The organism is Aquabacterium sp. J223, from assembly GCF_024666615.1.
GTDB lineage: Bacteria > Pseudomonadota > Gammaproteobacteria > Burkholderiales > Burkholderiaceae_C > J223.
This window is the reverse complement of the sequence record NZ_CP088297.1, coordinates 4,007,168-4,023,738: the sequence shown is the minus strand read 5'-3', so window position 1 is coordinate 4,023,738 and position 16,571 is coordinate 4,007,168. Positions and strand designations below refer to the sequence as shown.

Below are 16,571 nucleotides of genomic sequence, written 5' to 3'. Positions count from 1 at the left end.
CCGTCTACTTGCTTCGGGTGGTTCTACGGCCGCTTGAGCCGGCCGCTGTAGGGCTTTCTCCAACGCGGGTTCGTCCCGGGTCACATGAGACCGCGTTCCGCGAACGACGTCACACATCCGGCCCCGACGACGAGGTGATCGAGCACCTTCACATCGACCAGGTGCAGCGCCTGGCGCAGCGCCTGTGTCAGCAGCTCGTCGCTGCGCGACGGTTCGGCCACGCCGGACGGATGGTTGTGGGCCAGGATCACCGCCCCCCGCGTTGCGCGCCAGCGCCCGCTTGACCACCTCCCGCGGGTAGACGCTCGTCTGCGTCAGCGTGCCGCGGAACAGTTCTTCGACGGCGATCAGCCGGTGCTGCGCATCGAGGAAGAGCACGGCGAACACCTCGTGCTCCAGCCCGCCCAACCGCAGTTGCGCGAACGCCTTGACCTGCTGCGGCGACTCGAAGACCGGACGGTCGTGCAGCGGCTGCGCCGCGGTGCGGCGAGCGATTTCCAGCACCGCCAGCAGCTCGGCCCGCTTGGCCGGCCCCAGCCCCTTCAGGCCCTGGCCGCGCAGCGTCAGGCTGTCGGCCTGCATCAGCCCGCCCAGCCCGCCGAAGCGGTCGAGCAGCGCCTGCGCCAGCGCCAGCACCGGCTGGCCCGGGGTGCCGGTGCGCAGCAGCAGCGCCAGCAGTTCGGCGTCGCCGAGCGCGGCGGGACCGCGCGCGAGCAGCTTCTCGCGCGGCCGGGCGTCGGCCGGCAGTTGCCTCAGGTCCATGGCGGTCACCCCGGGGTCCGTAAAATCGCGGGCAGTCTAGGCTTCCCCCTGCCGCGCCGGCGACCGGTCCGGCTCCCTACCTTGAACGCCGTCCAACCGGGGTCCTTCCTGACCCTGCACTACCGACTCACCGGCCCCGGCGGCGAGGACGTGATCAACACCTTCGGCGGCAAGCCGGCCACGCTGTCGCTGGGCACCGGCGAGCTGAGCGAAGCCATCGAGTCGCGCCTGCTCGGCCTGGAGGAGGGCGCGCACACCCGATTCGAGCTGCCCGCCGGCGAGGCCTTCGGCCCGCGCAACCCGGCGCTGCTGCAGCGGGTGAAGCTGGCGCTGCTGCGCCAGTTGGGCGACCCCGACGCCAGCTACGCCGTCGGCGAGGTGGTGCAGTTCCCGACGCCGGACGGCCGCGGCCGGTACGCCGGGGTGGTGCGCGAGGTGGGCGACGACTGGCTGCTGTTCGACTTCAACCACCCGTTGGCCGGCCTGCCGGTCGGCTTCGAGGTGCAACTCATAGGCGTGCTCTGATGGACAACGTGCAGGAAGTGCTGCTGGCCGAACCGCGCGGCTTCTGCGCCGGCGTGGACCGCGCCATCGAGATCGTCGAGCGGGCGCTCAAGAAGTTCGGCGCGCCGGTCTACGTGCGCCACGAGATCGTGCACAACACCTACGTCGTCAACGACCTGAAGTCGAAGGGCGCCGTCTTCATCGAGGACCTGGCCGAGGTGCCGCCCGGGGCGGTGCTGGTGTTCAGCGCCCACGGCGTCAGCAAGGCGGTGCGGCTGGAGGCGGCGCAGCGCGGCTTCGAGGTCTACGACGCCACCTGCCCGCTGGTGACCAAGGTGCACGTCGAGGTGGCCAAGCTGGCCCGCGAGGGCTATGAATTCATCATGATCGGCCACAAGGGGCACCCGGAGGTCGAGGGCACGATGGGCCAGTTGAGCGACGGCATCCACCTCGTGGAGGACGTGGCCGACGTCGACCGGGTGCCGGTGCGCAACCCCGGGCGGCTGGCGGTGGTGACGCAGACCACGCTGTCGGTGGACGACGCCGCCGAGATCCTGTCCGCCGTCAAGCGCCGCTTTCCCGCGGTGCGCGAGCCGAAGCAGCAGGACATCTGCTACGCCACGCAGAACCGGCAGGACGCGGTCAAGGTGCTGGCGCCGCAGGTGGACGTCGTGATCGTGGTCGGCAGCCCGACCAGCTCCAACTCCAACCGACTGCGCGAACTGGCCGAACGGCTGGGCACGCCATCGCACATGGTCGATTCGGCCGAGCAGCTGCAGCCGGCGTGGTTCGACGGCCGGCCCCGCGTCGGCCTGACCGCCGGCGCGTCCGCGCCCGAGCTGTTGGTGCAGCAGGTGGTCGACCGGCTGAAGGCGCTGGGGGCGGTGTCGGTGCGCCGGCTGCAGGGCGTGGAAGAGACGATCCAGTTCCCCCTGCCGCGCGGCCTCGGCGACAAGGCGATGGCGGAAGCCGGCCTGGCGCCCTGAACGACCCCAGCGCCCCGGGCGCCCCGGCCCGCGCTGCCTAGAATCCCCGGCCGCCCCTGCGGGCGGCCTTTGTCTTCCTCGACTGCTCGCCCCCATGCTGGACATCAACCTGCTGCGCAAGGACCTCGACTCGGTGATCGAGCGCCTGTCGCGGCGCAAGCGGCCGCAGCCCTTCCTCGACGTGCCGCGCTTCCAGGCGCTGGAGGCCGAACGCAAGCGGCTGCAGACGCGCACCGAGGAGCTGCAGGCGCGGCGCAATGCGCTGTCCAAGCAGATCGGCCAGAAGAAGGGCAAGGGCGAGGACGCCGCCGACCTGATGGCCGAGGTGGCCGGCATCGCGGACGAGCTGAAGGCCGGCGCCGAGCGGCTGGAGGTGCTTCAGGCCGAGTTGCAGGCGCTGTTGATGCAGCTGCCGAACCTGCCGCAGGACGACGTGCCGGTCGGGGCCGACGACAGCGCCAACGTCGAGGTCCGCCGTTGGGGCGCACCGCGCGCCTTCGACTTCCCGGTCAAGGACCACGTCGACCTCGGCCAGCCGCTGGGGCTGGACTTCGAGACCGGCGCCAAGCTGGCCGGCTCGCGCTTTTCCTTCCTCAAGGGGCCGGTGGCGCGGCTGCACCGGGCGCTCGCGCAGTTCATGCTCGACGTGCAGACGAGCGAGCACGGCTACACCGAGTGTTATGTGCCCTACATCGTCAACCGCGAGGTGCTGGAGGGCACCGGGCAGCTGCCCAAGTTCAAGGAGGACATGTTCTGGGTCAGCCGAGGCGGAGATGAGCAACAGGCCGAGCAGTACCTCATCTCCACGTCGGAGATCCCGCTGACCAACAGCGTGCGCGAGCAGATCGTCGACGGCGCGACGCTGCCGATCAAGCTCACCGCCCACAGCCCCTGCTTCCGCTCGGAAGCCGGCAGCGCCGGCCGCGACACCCGCGGCATGATCCGCCAGCACCAGTTCGACAAGGTCGAGATGGTGCAGATCGTCGAGCCCGCGCAGAGCCATGGCGCGCTGGAGCAGATGGTCGGCCATGCCGAGGCCGTCCTGCAGAAGCTGGAGCTGCCCTACCGCGTGGTGCTGCTGTGCACCGGCGACATGGGCTTCGGCGCGGCCAAGACCTACGACCTGGAGGCGTGGCTGCCGGCGCAGGACACCTACCGCGAGATCAGCAGCTGCTCCAACTGCGAGGCCTTCCAGGCGCGGCGCATGCAGGCCCGCTTCCGCAACGCGCAGGGCAAGCCGGAGCTGCTGCACACGCTCAACGGCTCCGGCCTCGCGGTGGGCCGGGCGCTGGTGGCGGTGCTGGAGAACCACCAGAACGCCGACGGCAGCATCAACGTCCCGGCGGCGCTGCGGCCCTACCTGGGCGGCCTCGAGGTGCTGCGCCCCGCCTGAGCGGCGCCGCAGCGGGCCGCCAGCCGGCCCGTCAGCCGAGCAGCGCGCGGACCCGCGGCAGCAGGTCGTCGAACAGCCGCTCCTTGCCGATCAGGCCGCAGGCGCCGCATTGCGCCGCCTGCTCGCGCAGCGTCTCGGTGATGTAGCCCGAGGTCAGCAGCACCGGCGGCGCATCGGCGCGGCCCTTCAAGCGGTCGGCCAGGTCGAACCCGGTGACCTTGGGCATGTTGAGGTCGGTGATGACCAGGTCGAACCGGTCCACCGCAGCCTCGCCGTCCAGCAGCGCCAGCGCCTGCTCGCCGCTGTGGGCGGTGGTGACGCGCAGGCCGTCGCGCTCCAGCAGGCGGTGCATGACGGCGACCATCAACTCGTCGTCGTCGACGTAGAGCACCCGCTTGCCCTCGCCCTGCAGGCCGTCGAAGCCGCTGTCCTCCTCCGGCGGCACCGCCAGCGGGTCGCCATCCACCCAGGGCAGCAGCACGTCGAAGGTGGTGCCCTGTCCCTGCAGGCTGTTCACCAGCACCGCGCCGCCGTGGGCCTTGACGATGCCGTGGGTCACCGACAGGCCGAGCCCGGTGCCCTGGCCCGTGGGTCGGGTGGTGAAGAAGGGTTCGAAGATCCGCGCCAGCGTCTGCGGCGTCATGCCGCAGCCGTTGTCCGCCACCGTGATGCGCGAGTACCGGCCGGCGGGCAGCGGCGCCGGGTCGCCCTCGGCCGGCGGCGCCACCTCCGTGCTGTCCAACCCCACGTCGATGCGACCGGTGCCCGCGCTCACCGCATGGACGGCGTTGGTGCACAGGTTCATCAGCACCTGCTCCAGCTGGGTCGGGTCCACCGCCGCCCAGGGCTCGGGCGTGTCGACCTTGACCGACAGGGCCACCCCCGGCGGCAGCGCCGGCCGCAGCAGCTCCACCGTCGCGTCGACCAGAGGCCGCAGCGGCTGCGCGGTCAGCGCCGCCTTCTGCGGCCGGCTGAAGGCGAGCAGCTGGTTGACCAGGTTGCGCGCGCGCTTGGCGGCCTGCTGGATGTGCCGGAGCCCGGCGTGCGCCGGATGGTCGGCCGCGGTGTCGAGCAGGCTCAGCCGGGCGTTGCCGAGGATGGCCGCGAGCACGTTGTTGAAGTCGTGCGCGATGCCGCCGGTCAGCGTGCCGATCGATTCCAGCCGCTGCGACTGCCGCAACTGCTCCTCCAGCGCCAGTCGGGCCGTCTCGGCCTGCTTGCGCTGGGAGATGTCGCGCATGAAGCCGGCGAACACGTGCGCGCCCTCGTGGCTGATGTGGCTGAACGACACGTCGAGCGGGAACTCGTGCCCGTCGCGGTGCAGGCCCGCCGCCTCGGCCGCGCGCCAGTTCATCCGTTTGGTCCCGTGGGCCAGGTAGCGGGCCATGCCGCGCCGGTGCGCCTCGCGCAGGCGCGGCGGCTGCAGCATCTCGATGTTGCGGCCGACCACGTCCTCCGGCCGGTGGCCGAAGGTGGTGGTCAGCGACGAGTTGGCGTACAGCACGGTGCCCGACTGGTCCATCATGACCACCGCATCGGGTGCGGTTTCCCACAGCAGGCGAAAGCGCTGCTCGCTGGCCTCCAGCGCCTGGCGGGCCTGCAGTTCCGCCTCGCGCTGTCGCGCCTGGCTGGAGACGTCGCGGGTGATGCCGACCATGCACAGGTCGTCGCCGTGGCCGCTGAACAGGCCGGTCACCTCCAGGTGGCGCACCTCGTCGGCCAGCACCACCCGGTAGCGGCACTTGAAGAGCTGCCGAGAGTCCATCGCGCGCTGCAGTTCCTCCCGCACCCGTTCCCGGTCCTCGGGGTGGTGCCGTTCGCGCAGCGGCTCGCGCGGCATCGGCCGCTTCACCTGCGACGGTGAAAAGCCGTACAGCTCGCAACCACGGGCGTCGAGGATGAACACATCGGCGCCCACCTTCCATTCGAAGATCGCCAGCGAGTCGCTCGCGGTGGCAAGGGCCAGCCGTTGCTCGGTGGCCTGCAGGGCGGCGAGGGCGGACGCCGCGCGCTGCTCGGCGAGCCGCAGCCGGCGCAGCGGGAAGGCGGCCAGCGCCAGGGCCAGCAGTGCCATCGGGACGGTGACCGCCGGCGCGGTGACCCCGGCGCCGGCCATCGCCGCCAGGGCCAGGCCGGACAGCGCGGCCAGCGGCAGCACGGTGGTGCGCAGCGGCAGCGATGGGCGAGGAGGCGACTTCAAGGCGGACGACGGTTCGGCAAGGCGGGCCACCACGACATCGTTGATCCGCCTGCCACCTGTTCGGCACAAGCCGCCCGCTTCTTGAGCGCCGGCCCGGGGCATGTCGCACACGTTGGCGGCGGGACGATCGGCGGGACCTCCTTCCCGGGCGTTCTGCACGGTGCCTCGCACCGCACGCCACCGCAGACGCCGGCGCCCGTTGGTCTAGAATGCCGGGCTTCGCCGCCCCACCACTCGCGGCGCGATGTCCCTCTGGAGAGGTGGCAGAGTGGTCGAATGCACCGGATTCGAAATCCGGCGTACTGGTTCTCCAGTACCGAGGGTTCGAATCCCTCCCTCTCCGCCAAAGGAAGCCGCTGCCCGCCCGTCGGGCAGTTTTCAAGAATGGCCCGCACCGGCCGGGCTTTTCCGAGGTGCAGGGCCTCTGCTGCGCCTCGTGGCGCTCAACCTCGACCGGAAGCGGTCCGTCTTCTTTGCGCGCCGCTCCCGTCGCCTGCGTCAGCGCGTCGGCGTGACGCGCCAGACGGTGTTGGACAGGTCGTCGGCGACGATGACGGCGCCCTTGCCGTCCACCGACACGCCCACCGGGCGGCCCATCGTCTTGCCGTCGGCCTGGAAGCCGGTCACGAAGTCGACCGCCGGCCCCGCGGGCCGACCGTCCCGGAACGGCACGAAGATCACCTTGTAGCCCACCGGCTCGGACCGGTTCCAGCTGCCGTGGAGCCCGACGAAGGCGCCTTCGGCAAAGGCACCCGCGCCGCGCTGCCGGGTGAACGCCAGCCCGAGCGGCGCGCTGTGCGACTGCAGGGCGAAGTCGGGCTTGACGGTGGCGCTGACCTTCTGCGGATCGGCCGGCTTGACCCTCGTGTCCACGTTCTGGCCCCAGTACGCATAAGGCCAGCCGTAGAAGGCGCCCTCGCGCACCGAGGTCAGGTAGTCCGGCACGAGTTCCGGACCCAGTTCGTCGCGCTCGTTGACCACCGCCCAGAGCTGGCGGCTGCTCGGCTCGAAGGCCAGTGCGGTGGGGTTCCGCAGCCCGGTCGCGAAGGGCCGGGTGGCGCCGGTCTGGGCGTCGATCTGCCACACCATGGCGCGGTTCTCCTCGATCGCCATGCCGCGCTCGCCGACGTTGCTGTTCGAGCCGATGCCGACGTAGAGGAAGCGTCCTTCCGCGTCGGCGGCCAGTGCCTTCGTCCAGTGGTGGTTGATCGCGGACGGCAGCTTCGCCACCTGCACCGGCGCCTCGTCCGCCTGGGTCTGGCCGGTGCGGTAGTTGAACCGCACCAGCGCGTCCTGGTTCGCGACGTAGAGCCGGTTGCCCACCAGGGCCAACCCATAGGGTGCGTTCAGCTTCTCGGCGAAGACCCAGCGGCCTTCGTAGGTGCCGTCGCCGTCGGCATCGCGCAGCAGCGTCAGCCGGTCGCCGCCCTTGACCGACGTGGTGCCCTTGGATTTGATGATGCCGGCGATGTAGTCCTTCGGCGTCAACACCGGCGCGCTCTTGCCCTTGCCCTCGGCGACGAGGATGTCGCCGTTGGGCAGCGCCAGCGTCTGGCGCGGGATCCGCAGGTCGGCGGCGATGGCGCGGACGGTCCAGCCCTCCGGCACGGTCGGGCTGCGGTCGCCCCACGAGGCGGGCTTCGCGATCGCCATCTCCGGCAGCAGTCCGCGCTGCGGCGGCGGCAGGTCGACCACCTCGTCGCCGGGACGGCCGGCGCTGCCCGGTTGGGCCACGGCGAGCACCGCGCCGGCGCTGACCCCCACGGCGGCGGCGGCGAACCAGGACATCCTGCGCGTCATGCCGTCCTCCGCTGCAGGCGCTGGAGGCCCATCACGCTGGCGAGCGCCACCAGCAGCACGACGGCGACGGACAGGATCAGACCGCTGGGCATCGCGGCCCAGCCGTCCCTCGCATGGACCAGGGCGTTGATGAAGCCGACGACCACGCCCAGCAGCAGCAGAAGCAGCGCCACCCAGCCGCGCCCATGGCGGGCCGCGCGGGCACGCAGGTGGTCGACCAGGCCCCACAGCAACGCCGGTCCGGCGAGCAGCAGCCCGCCGGCGTTCAGCCAGGAGGCGAAGTTGGTCCACTGCACTTCGTAGGACTGGGCGTAGGCCCAGTCGCTGAGCAGGGCACCGAGGAACAGCGGGAGCGCTGCGAACGCGAGGGTGGCGTGCATGGCCGCGGTGGGGCAATGCGGATGCCAGGCGGTCCGTCAGGGCAGGAAGACCAGCGACGGCAGCGCGCCGAACACGACGGCCGCCGCCGCGATGGCAATCGCGCCGGTGCCGATCCGCCGGTTCCAGCCGGCGAAGTCCCCGGCTGCTGACATGCCGTGGCGCACGCGCTTCCATTCGAACGCCAGTGCGGCCAACGCCAGCGGCGTCAGCGCCCAGGCCAGCGCATTGGCAGGCCACTGCCGCGGCCACCACAGCTCGGCCGCCACCCAGCAGCCCATGAAGTGCGCGAACCAGATGGAGAAGGCGCCGACCAGCGGTCGCCAGCTGGCCGTGCGGATGGCGTTCATCCGGCGCCCCACGGGGCCACGCGCGGCAGCAGAAGGCCGGCCGCGCCCTCCATGGCCGCATAGATGAACAGCAGGCGAAGGGCTTCCAGCGTCTTGTTCGCCGGGCCGGGCGCCAGCCCACGCACCCAGCGCAGGAGGTAGAAGACCGTCGACAGCACCACCGCCGTGACGACCGAGGCGTGCCACGCCAGCATGGCGTAAACGGTGGCGCCCTGGCCGCTGGCGTCCCCGCGCAGCCCGGCGTTCCGCCAGTCGAGCCCGTCGAGCACCAGCGCGGCGGCCAGGCAGACCGTGCTCGCCGTCATCAGCAGTGCGCTCATCCCGCTGCCGCGTTCGAAGCGGGCCATCGCCGGCCGCGCCGCGTAGGCGAACCCCGCGGCGGCCGCGAGCAAGGTCAACCCCGGCCACAGCGTCTGTCGAGGCGCCGGCACCGTCCACGCGTGCGGTTGCGAGCCGAGCAGGTAGAGGTAGGCGAACATCGCCATCAGGAAGATCATGCCCAGCACGATGTCGAGCAGCACGGCCGCCCACCAGGCGTGCGAACGGGGGCCGGCGACGTAGGTCGGCAACATCACCCCGCCGCCGGCGTCGACCTCCTTCTGCGGCAGATGGTGGTCGTTGGTCCAGAGCCAGCGCATCAGGCTGACGATGGTCAGCACGCCGCACACACCGGCCAGTGCCAGCGCCTTGACGGTCAGCAGCAGGAAGAAGCCGGCCGTGAACAGCGCGGACAGCAGCGGCCACCACGACGGCCCGGGCATGACCTGGACGTACTGGGGTTCGGCCTGGAGGGGACTGGTCACCAGCGTCTCCCGGTGGCCGGTTGCCGTGCCGGGCAGGAAGTAGCGCCCGGCCTCGACGTCCTGGCGCAGGCGAGCGTCGCTCCACAGCGGCTCCAGGTCGCGCACCACCGGGATCGACCGCACCGCGTAGTTGCCGGTGGCCAGCCATTCGAGGGTGCCGCCGTTGAAGACGTTGCGCGCGTCACCGGAGGACGGGCGGCGGTAGCAGCGGATCGCATCGACGAGGAACAGCAGCACGCCGGCGGCCATGACGAAGGCGCCGATGGTCGAGATCGTGTTCGGGATCTCCCACGACCGGCCGGGCAGGTAGGTGTCGACCCGCCGCGGCATGCCCATCAGCCCGGTCAGGTGCATCGGCAGGAAGGTGACGTGCACGCCGATGAACATCAGCCAGAACACCCAGCGGCCCAGCCGCTCGGACAGCGCGCGGCCGATGACCATCGGCGTCCAGTAGTAGAAGCCGGCGAACAGCGGGAAGACCATGCCGCCGATGAGCACGTAGTGGAAGTGCGCCACGACGAAGTAGGTGTCGTGGGCCTGTCCGTCGAAGGCGACCATGCCGACCATCACGCCGGTCAGACCGCCCATGACGAAGATCAGGATGCCGCCGACGAGGAACAGCGCCGGCGTGTTGCGCTGCACCCGGCCGGAGGCCAGCGTGGCGATCCAGGCGAACACCTGCGCCCCCGCGGGAATCGCCACCGCCATCGACGCCGCCGAGAAGTAGCCGGCCGCCAGCTCCGGCAGGCCGACGGTGAACATGTGGTGGGCCCAGACGCCGAAGCTGATGAAGCCGGTGGCGATCATCGCGAGCACCACCAGCTCATGCCCGACCAGCCGCTTCTGCGCCACGGTGACGACCATCGTCGACACCATCGCCGAGGCGGGGATGAAGATGATGTAGACGTCGGGATGGCCGAAGAACCAGAACAGGTGCTGGTACAGCAGCGGGTCGCCGCCCCCGGGTGGCGTCGAACAGCGGCCAGTTGAAGGCGCGTTCCAGCTCGAGCAGGAAGGTCACCATGATCATCGCCGGGAAGGCCAGGATGATCATCACGCCGAAGATCAGCACCCCCCAGGCGTAGAGCGGCATGCGCGTCAGCGACATGCCCGGCGCGCGGGTGCGCAGCACGCCGACGATCAGCTCGATCGCGCCCGCGATGGCGCTGATCTCGATGAAGCCGATGCCGAGCAGCCAGAAGTCCGCGTTGATGCCCTTGGAGTAGGCGTCCGAGCTCAGCGGCGGGTACATGAACCAGCCTTCGGACGGCGCCAGGCTGAAGAACACCGAGCTGAAGAACACCGTGCCGCCGATCGCGTAGGCCCAGTACGAATAGGCCGACAGCCGCGGGAACGGAAGGTCGCGCGCCGCCAGCATCTGCGGCAGCAGCATCACGGCGATGGCCTCCACCGCCGGCACGGCGAAGAGGAACATCATCACCGAGCCGTGCATGGTGAACAGCTGGTTGTAGGTCTCCTGCGGCACGATGCCGGCGAGCGGCGCCGCCAGCTGCACCCGCATCACCAGCGACAGGACGCCGGCCGCGAGGAAGAAGGCGAACGCGGTGACGATGAAGAAGAAGCCGATGACGTTGTTGTTGACCGCGCTCAGGCGGCTCGCGCCGGACGGCGTCTGCCAGACCTTCTCCAGCGCCTGCAGCTCGCCGGCCGGCCGGCCGCCCGCGGTGGGGAAGCGCCGATAGAGCGCCGGGTCGAAGCCGGTCTCGGACGGCAGGGCCGCGGCGTCCTGCACCGCCGCCGGACCGGCCGCTGCCGCCGTCGTGCTCATCGCAGGGACTCCATGTACGCCGCAAGGGCCCGGAGCTCGTCGGCCCCCAGCGAGCGGTACGAGGGCATGCGGTTGTTCGGCTTGATGGACTGGCTGTCGCCGATCCAGCCGATCAGCGTGGCCCGGGTGTTCGGCAGGATGCCGGCGCCGAGCGACAGCCGTGAACCGACGTGGGTCAGGTCGGGCCCCGACAGCCCCTGCGCCGGCGTGCCGGCGATGCGGTGGCAGGCGGCGCATCCCGCGTCGCCGAAGAGCCGGCGGCCGCGTTGCACGTCGACGTCGCCCGTCGAGGGCACCGACGTCGGCACGGCGGCGGCCGAGGCGGCCCGGCGCCCCGCAAGCCAGCGCTCCCAGTCGGCCGCCTCGTGCGCGACCACCACGAAGCCCATGAGCGAGTGCGCCCCGCCGCAGAACTCCGCGCATTGACCCCCGTAGACGCCGGCCCGGTCGGCGTGGAGCTTCAGCCGGTTGACGCGGCCGGGGATCATGTCCATCTTGCCGCCGAGTTTGGGCACCCAGAAGCTGTGGATCACGTCCTCGGAGACCATCTCGACGACGACCGGCCGGCCGGCGGGGATGTGCAGCTCGTTGGCGTCCGCGGCGACCTCCCGGCCGGCGTCGTCGAGGTAGCTCACCCGCCACCAGTAGATGTTGCCGGCCACCCGCATCCGCGGCTCATCGCCACGCAACGTGGTCATGCCCGCCACCATCGTCGTGCCCCAGGCCAGCAGCAGGAACAGGATGCCGGCCGGGATGATCAGCCCGAACCAGCGCACCACCTTCTCGCCGCCGAGCCGCTCGCGCAGCGTGTCGCTGCCGTACAGCGCCACCCACATCGACGCGCAGACGAGCAGGAAGATCGCCGTCATCAGCGCGATCAGCACCCAGGCCAGCGTGGTGACGGTGTTCGACAGCGGCCCCTGCGGATCGAGCACCGGCGGCGGCCAGCCGCTCAGGGCGTCAGCGAGACTTGAGCTGGAGGAGATAGGCTGTGACATCCCGCGCTTCCTGGTCTGAGAGGGCGATCGCCGGCATGGCCGTTCCCGGCACGAGGGCGGGTGCGTTGCGGATGAACTGCATGAGGACGCCGGGCTGGTTCGGCAGTTGCCCTGCGATCAGGCCCTGGCGGCCGAACGCCTGCAGGTCCGGACCGAGGCCGCCGCGCGGCCACCGCACGTCGGGGAAGGCGTGGCACGCGGCGCAACCCTTCTCGACGACCAGCTGGCGGCCGCGCGCCAGGTCGACGTCGCCGACCGACGGGGCGCGGTCGGGCGGGCCGTCGCAGGCCACCAGCCCCAGGCACGCCGTCACCAGCCACCGTGGCCACCAGCCCAGCGCGGAGTCATCGACCATGTCGGACCGTCAGCACATCCATCGTCCGCGTCGGCCGGCCGTCCGGTCGCGCCCCGCCTTCACGGCGGCATTGCATGGCGCCGGCTGGCGCGCCGCCGCGCTGCTGTCGGCCGCGCTGGCGGCGGGCTGCACCGACCGCCTGGCGGCCAGCGACGACCGCTGGGGCGCCAGCGGCGCGTTGATCGCGGTCAGCGGCGGCGAAGGCGGCGCGCGGTACGCGTGCGCCACCTGCCACGGGGCGCGCGGCGAAGGCAACGGCTTCGACGCGCCGCGGCTCGCGGGGCTTCCCGCCGGCTACCTGCAGAAGCAGATGGAGGACTACGCCGCCGGCCTGCGGCCGCACGCCGTGATGCGCGACGTGGCCGGCTTCCTCGACAGCCATGAGCGGGTGCGGGTGGCCAACCACTATGCAGCGCTGGCGCCCGCGGGCATGCCGGCCGCGACCGAGGAGCGGCCCGCCGCAGCGACGGCCGGTCTGTACGCCCGGGCCTGCGCGACCTGCCACGGCGCGGACGCCACCGGCACGGTGCACGGGCCGCCGCTGAACGCGCAGCCGGCCCTCTACCTCGCCCAGCAGCTGCAGGACTGGCAGAAGTCGAAGCGACGGAACGACGGCAACCATGCGATGTTGAAGGTGGCGCGGCAACTGGGCTCCGAGGACGTCAGGCAGCTGAGCCTGTACCTGGCCCGGATCCCAGCACGCCCGGCTGATCCGGCCCGTTGAGGTCCAGCATCGACGGCAGCACGCGGTCGCGCTTGACGACGTAGTGCAGCACCGCGGCCCCTGCATGGCCGGGAATGGCCAGCGCCGTCATCCACACCACCCAAAAGTGAACCAGCTCGGCGCCCCGCATCAGGCGGTGCTGCAGCGTCTCGGACAGCTGGTCGAACGGCAGGTTCGGAAACGGGACGACGCCCGCGATCGACAGCGGCAGGTCGCCCGGCAGCGTCGACCACATCACCCAGCCGCTCAGCGGCAGCGCGAAGAAGCTGACGTAGAACCAGGCCTGCAGCACGGCGCTCGCGCGGCCCGAGAACGAGCGCTCGTCGACGTTGTCCGGGCCGCCGATCTGGTTGCTCCACAGGAATCGCAGCGAACCCACCAGCATGATCGCGAGGCCGACCTCGGCGTGGGTCTGGTAGCCGAGGTGCTTGTCGCCGCCGGCGGGCAGCCAGCCGAGGTACCACCCGTAGCCGAGCTGGAAGACCATCAGCGCCGCCATCACCCAGTGGAAGGCGACGCCGATGGGCGAGTACACGCCGCGGCGGTTGTAGCCCTCGGCCCACTCGATCAGCGCGACGAGGTTCATGCCGGCCGCGCCAGCGGGTGGCGGTCGCGCTCGGCGCGCATCCAGCGCCAGCCGATCCACAGGGCGGCGCCGAGGTACCCCAGGCTGCCGGGCGCCCACATGACGATGCCGGCGAGTTGCTGGTCTTCCAGGGGCGTGACGCCCCAGGCGATCGTGGACGCGAAATGGGGCGCGTACAGCGGTCGCGTGGCGAAGGCGATCAGCGCCCCGAGCAGGCCCATCAGCACCGTCGAGGCGAGGATGGCCGTCAGCGAGACCGCGGGGCCCGCGCGGCGGAGGGCCGCCCAGAACGCCGTCGCGGTGGCCAGCAGCGACAGCTGCATCAGCCAGTAGACGGGGGTGGAGGACAGCGCCGCCGCGTAGGCGCCGGGGCCGTGCCAGAACCAGAACGTGCCGGCCGCCACGAGCGTGCAGGACGCGGTCGGCAACGCCAGCGAGCGCAGCGACCGTCCCAGGCCCAGGACCAGCAGGGGCGCCAGCACGAAGACGAGCGCCATGTGGTGGACCACCCGGACGGTGAAGAAGGTCGAGCTCAGGGCGCACAGGGGCGACACGTAGAGCAGGACCACGGCGATCCAGCCGGCACGCAGCGCGCGCTGCTGCCGCGTGTCCATCCCGACCGGCCGCAGGCGGGGCACCCACAGCGCGATCGCGCCGATGAGCAGCGCCAGCGCCAGCACCGGGTCGGTGTTCCAGCGCCAGAGCCACTCCTGCGGACCTGGGGCGGCGCCGCAATATGGCATCCACTGATGAGCTTGTTCCATGTTGCGAGCGCCGTGTTTGCCTTGGCCGGCCACCGGCGACGTGAAAGGGTCTGCTCGGGCACCGCCTGTGCGCGAGGCCCCAGCAATCGCTGTTCCGGAACAAGGCTGATCAGGACGGGCACGCGCTCGGGCGGCGCCTCCGCCGGCTGCCCGTGCCCGACGACGCGGCGCGCCCGGCCGCGGGCCCGTCAGGCTCGGTGGTCTCGCGCTGGGACCGGGCGCCGAAGCGCCGTCGACCGGCACGCCGCCCTTGCTTCCGATGCACTGGTACTTCTTGCAGGTCTCGCGTCAGGGCTCATCGGCCATTGGCGGTCTTTGGGTCAGCCGAATGAGGTGTCGCGTCAGGCGCTCCCGCACCCCCGCCACCTGTTCCGGCGTCCAGTCGCGCAGGCCCCGGCCGGCCGCCATCCCGCCGTGCCCGGCGTCGAGCAGGCGGTCGAGCAGCGGCGAAGGTGCCGTGGCGCGGCTCAGTTCGGGAAAGAGCAGGCCGTGCACGTCCCGCGTCAGCTCCAGCCCGACCAGGTCGGCGTTTTCCATGGGGCCCAGCACCGACAGGCGCATGCCGAAGCTGTTCTTCACCACGAGGTCGATGCTGGCGGCGTCGCACACGCCGTTCTCGATGAGGCTGATCGCCTCGCGCCAGAGGGCGTGCTGGAGGCGGTTGCCGATGAATCCGGCCACGTCACGCTTCACTTCCACGGGCCGCTTGCCCACCGACTCGAGCCAGCCGAACGCCTGCCTGAACACCGTGTCGAGGGTGTGGTCGGTGCGCACGACCTCGACAAGGGGCACGAGGTGCGGCGGGTTCCACCAGTGGGTGCCGACCAGGCGCGCCCTCGCATCCAGGGGCAACGCCTCTCCGATGCGGGTGATGGGAATCACCGACGTGTTGCTGGCCAGCACCGCATGCGCCGGCGCAGCGGCGGCGATCTGCGCGAAGAGCCGCTGCTTCAGCGCCAGCTTCTCCGGGACGGCCTCGATCACGAGGTCGGCGTTGGCCACCGCCGCGTCCAAGGCGGCTTCGAGGACGATGTTGCACAACACCCGTTCAGGGTCGGCGCCTTCGGCCGCGAGGTTGTGCCCGATCCGCGCCAGGGCTGCGTCGAGCACCTCGCGGCTCGGGTCGCTGATCACCACCGCATGCCCGGCACGCGCGAACACCTGGGCGATGCCGTGGCCCATCATGCCGCCGCCGACCACGGTCACGGTGAGGGCCTTCATCCGCCGCTCCGGCCGCGGGCGACAGGGCCCGACGCGTCTCGTCCCTTCAGACCCAGCATCGCGCGCGCCTCGTCCGGTGTCGCCACCTCCAGCGACAGCTCGTCGAGGATGCGGCGGATCTTGCGCACCTGCTCGGCGCAGGAGCGGGCGAGCTCGCCCTTGCCGAGGTAGAGGCTGTCCTCCAGGCCCACGCGCACGTTGCCGCCCATCACCGCGGCCATGGTCAGCAGCGGCATCTGGTGGCGCCCGGCGCCCAGCACCGAGAAGCGGTAGCCGTCGCGGCCGAACAGCCGGTCGGCGGTCTGCCGCATGGTCACCAGGTTCTCCGGGTCGGGCCCGAGGCCGCCGAGGATGCCGAAGATGCTCTGGATGAACAGCGGCCCGCGCACCAGGCCCTCGTCGACGAAGTGCGCCAGGTTGTACAGGTGGCCCACGTCGTAGCACTCGAACTCGAAGCGGGTGCCGGCCTCCTCGCCCAGCACCTTCAGGATGTGCTTGATGTCGGCGAAGGTGTTGCGGAAGATCAGGTCCTCCATGCCTTCCACGTAGGGCCGCTCCCAGTCGTGCTGCCAGGCGGTGATCTTGCGCGCCACCGGGTGGATGGAGAAGTTCATCGAGCCCATGTTGAGCGAGCACATCTCGGGCTTGAGCTTGAGCGGGTAGGCCAGCCGCTCGGCCAGCGTCATGCGGGTGCTGCCGCCGGTGGTGATGTTGATCACCGCGTCGCAGGCCGCGCGGATGCGCGGCACGAACTGCTCGAAGACCGCCGGGTCGGGGGTGGGCCGGCCGTCCGCCGGGTCGCGGGCGTGCAGGTGCAGGATGGCCGCGCCGGCCTCGGCCGCCTCGATGGCCTGCTCGGCGATCTGCTCGGGCGTCAGCGGCAGGTACGGCGACATGGTGGGCGTGTGCACCGAGCCGGTGACGGCGCAGCTGATGATCACTTTGTCGGCCACGCCGA

16 protein-coding genes, 1 tRNA gene and 1 pseudogene are annotated in these 16,571 nt (G+C 71.4%); 5 read left to right on the top strand and 13 right to left on the bottom strand.

Features of this window, described 5'->3' with window-relative positions; translation table 11 throughout:
• Positions 1–80 precede the first annotated feature (80 nt).
• Positions 81–762 (bottom strand): annotated as a pseudogene (gene radC / locus LRS07_RS18930) (RadC family protein).
• A gap of 81 nt (positions 763–843) precedes the next feature.
• Here radC and LRS07_RS18925 point away from each other — a divergent pair.
• From LRS07_RS18925 to serS, 3 genes are all read left to right on the top strand, one after another.
• Complete coding sequence (locus LRS07_RS18925; protein ID WP_260499483.1) at positions 844–1,287, top strand: FKBP-type peptidyl-prolyl cis-trans isomerase; 444 nt, start codon at positions 844–846, stop codon at positions 1,285–1,287.
• A complete protein-coding gene (gene ispH, locus LRS07_RS18920) occupies positions 1,287–2,252 on the top strand; it encodes a 4-hydroxy-3-methylbut-2-enyl diphosphate reductase (RefSeq protein ID WP_260499482.1) in 966 nt (321 codons plus the stop codon). Before LRS07_RS18925 ends, ispH begins: the two co-directional genes overlap by 1 nt.
• Positions 2,253–2,346: 94 nt before the next feature.
• Entirely contained in the window at positions 2,347–3,645 is a 1,299-nt protein-coding gene (serS, locus tag LRS07_RS18915) for a serine--tRNA ligase (protein WP_260499481.1), read from the top strand.
• Between the two features lie 31 nt (positions 3,646–3,676).
• Here serS and LRS07_RS18910 read toward each other — a convergent pair whose 3' ends face one another.
• Positions 3,677–5,845: a hybrid sensor histidine kinase/response regulator gene (locus tag LRS07_RS18910; protein ID WP_260499480.1), complete on the bottom strand. Its 2,169-nt coding sequence runs from the start codon at positions 5,843–5,845 to the stop codon at positions 3,677–3,679.
• Between the two features lie 254 nt (positions 5,846–6,099).
• Here LRS07_RS18910 and LRS07_RS18905 point away from each other — a divergent pair.
• Positions 6,100–6,191: transfer RNA gene (locus LRS07_RS18905), tRNA-Ser, on the top strand.
• Between the two features lie 152 nt (positions 6,192–6,343).
• Here the strand turns inward: LRS07_RS18905 and LRS07_RS18900 are convergent.
• From LRS07_RS18900 to LRS07_RS18870, 7 genes are read right to left on the bottom strand one after another with little or no spacing between them, the layout of a single operon-like run.
• Positions 6,344–7,633, bottom strand: coding sequence for a PQQ-dependent sugar dehydrogenase (locus LRS07_RS18900; protein WP_509909133.1), 1,290 nt, complete (start codon positions 7,631–7,633; stop codon positions 6,344–6,346).
• A gap of 8 nt (positions 7,634–7,641) precedes the next feature.
• The gene (locus LRS07_RS18895) at positions 7,642–8,025 is read right to left on the bottom strand and encodes a DUF2231 domain-containing protein (RefSeq protein ID WP_260499478.1); all 384 of its coding nucleotides are present in this window, start codon (positions 8,023–8,025) and stop codon (positions 7,642–7,644) included.
• A gap of 36 nt (positions 8,026–8,061) precedes the next feature.
• Positions 8,062–8,373 carry a hypothetical protein gene (locus LRS07_RS18890; RefSeq protein WP_260499477.1) on the bottom strand — a complete coding sequence of 104 codons (312 nt, stop codon included), beginning with the start codon at positions 8,371–8,373 and terminating at the stop codon, positions 8,062–8,064.
• Complete coding sequence (locus tag LRS07_RS18885; RefSeq protein ID WP_260502170.1) at positions 8,370–10,109, bottom strand: cbb3-type cytochrome c oxidase subunit I; 1,740 nt, start codon at positions 10,107–10,109, stop codon at positions 8,370–8,372. The genes LRS07_RS18890 and LRS07_RS18885 overlap by 4 nt, the downstream gene beginning before the upstream one ends.
• Positions 10,000–10,965, bottom strand: a complete 966-nt coding sequence (locus LRS07_RS18880; RefSeq protein WP_260499476.1) for a cbb3-type cytochrome c oxidase subunit I — start codon at positions 10,963–10,965, stop codon at positions 10,000–10,002. The genes LRS07_RS18885 and LRS07_RS18880 overlap by 110 nt, the downstream gene beginning before the upstream one ends.
• Complete coding sequence (gene coxB, locus LRS07_RS18875) at positions 10,962–11,900, bottom strand: cytochrome c oxidase subunit II (protein WP_260499475.1); 939 nt, start codon at positions 11,898–11,900, stop codon at positions 10,962–10,964. The genes LRS07_RS18880 and coxB overlap by 4 nt, the downstream gene beginning before the upstream one ends.
• Before the next feature lie 25 nt (positions 11,901–11,925).
• Positions 11,926–12,318 carry a c-type cytochrome gene (locus LRS07_RS18870; RefSeq protein ID WP_260499474.1) on the bottom strand — a complete coding sequence of 131 codons (393 nt, stop codon included), beginning with the start codon at positions 12,316–12,318 and terminating at the stop codon, positions 11,926–11,928.
• Here LRS07_RS18870 and LRS07_RS18865 point away from each other — a divergent pair.
• Positions 12,317–13,042 (top strand): c-type cytochrome, encoded by a 726-nt coding sequence (locus LRS07_RS18865; RefSeq protein ID WP_260499473.1) that lies wholly within the window; start codon positions 12,317–12,319, stop codon positions 13,040–13,042. The two genes, LRS07_RS18870 and LRS07_RS18865, sit on opposite strands and share 2 nt — an antisense overlap.
• On the opposite strand, the gene LRS07_RS18860 is transcribed toward LRS07_RS18865, so the two are convergent.
• The 4 genes from LRS07_RS18860 to kce all read right to left on the bottom strand — a co-directional run bounded on the left by LRS07_RS18860 (position 12,981) and on the right by kce (position 16,566).
• Entirely contained in the window at positions 12,981–13,628 is a 648-nt protein-coding gene (locus LRS07_RS18860) for a cytochrome b (protein WP_260499472.1), read from the bottom strand. The genes LRS07_RS18865 and LRS07_RS18860 overlap by 62 nt on opposite strands.
• The gene (locus tag LRS07_RS18855) at positions 13,625–14,392 is read right to left on the bottom strand and encodes a cytochrome c oxidase assembly protein (protein WP_260499471.1); all 768 of its coding nucleotides are present in this window, start codon (positions 14,390–14,392) and stop codon (positions 13,625–13,627) included. Before LRS07_RS18855 ends, LRS07_RS18860 begins: the two co-directional genes overlap by 4 nt.
• Before the next feature lie 288 nt (positions 14,393–14,680).
• Entirely contained in the window at positions 14,681–15,613 is a 933-nt protein-coding gene (locus LRS07_RS18850) for a 3-hydroxyacyl-CoA dehydrogenase family protein (protein ID WP_260499470.1), read from the bottom strand.
• Entirely contained in the window at positions 15,610–16,566 is a 957-nt protein-coding gene (gene kce / locus LRS07_RS18845) for a 3,5-dioxohexanoate:acetyl-CoA acetone transferase (RefSeq protein ID WP_260499469.1), read from the bottom strand. Before kce ends, LRS07_RS18850 begins: the two co-directional genes overlap by 4 nt.
• Positions 16,567–16,571 lie beyond the last annotated feature (5 nt).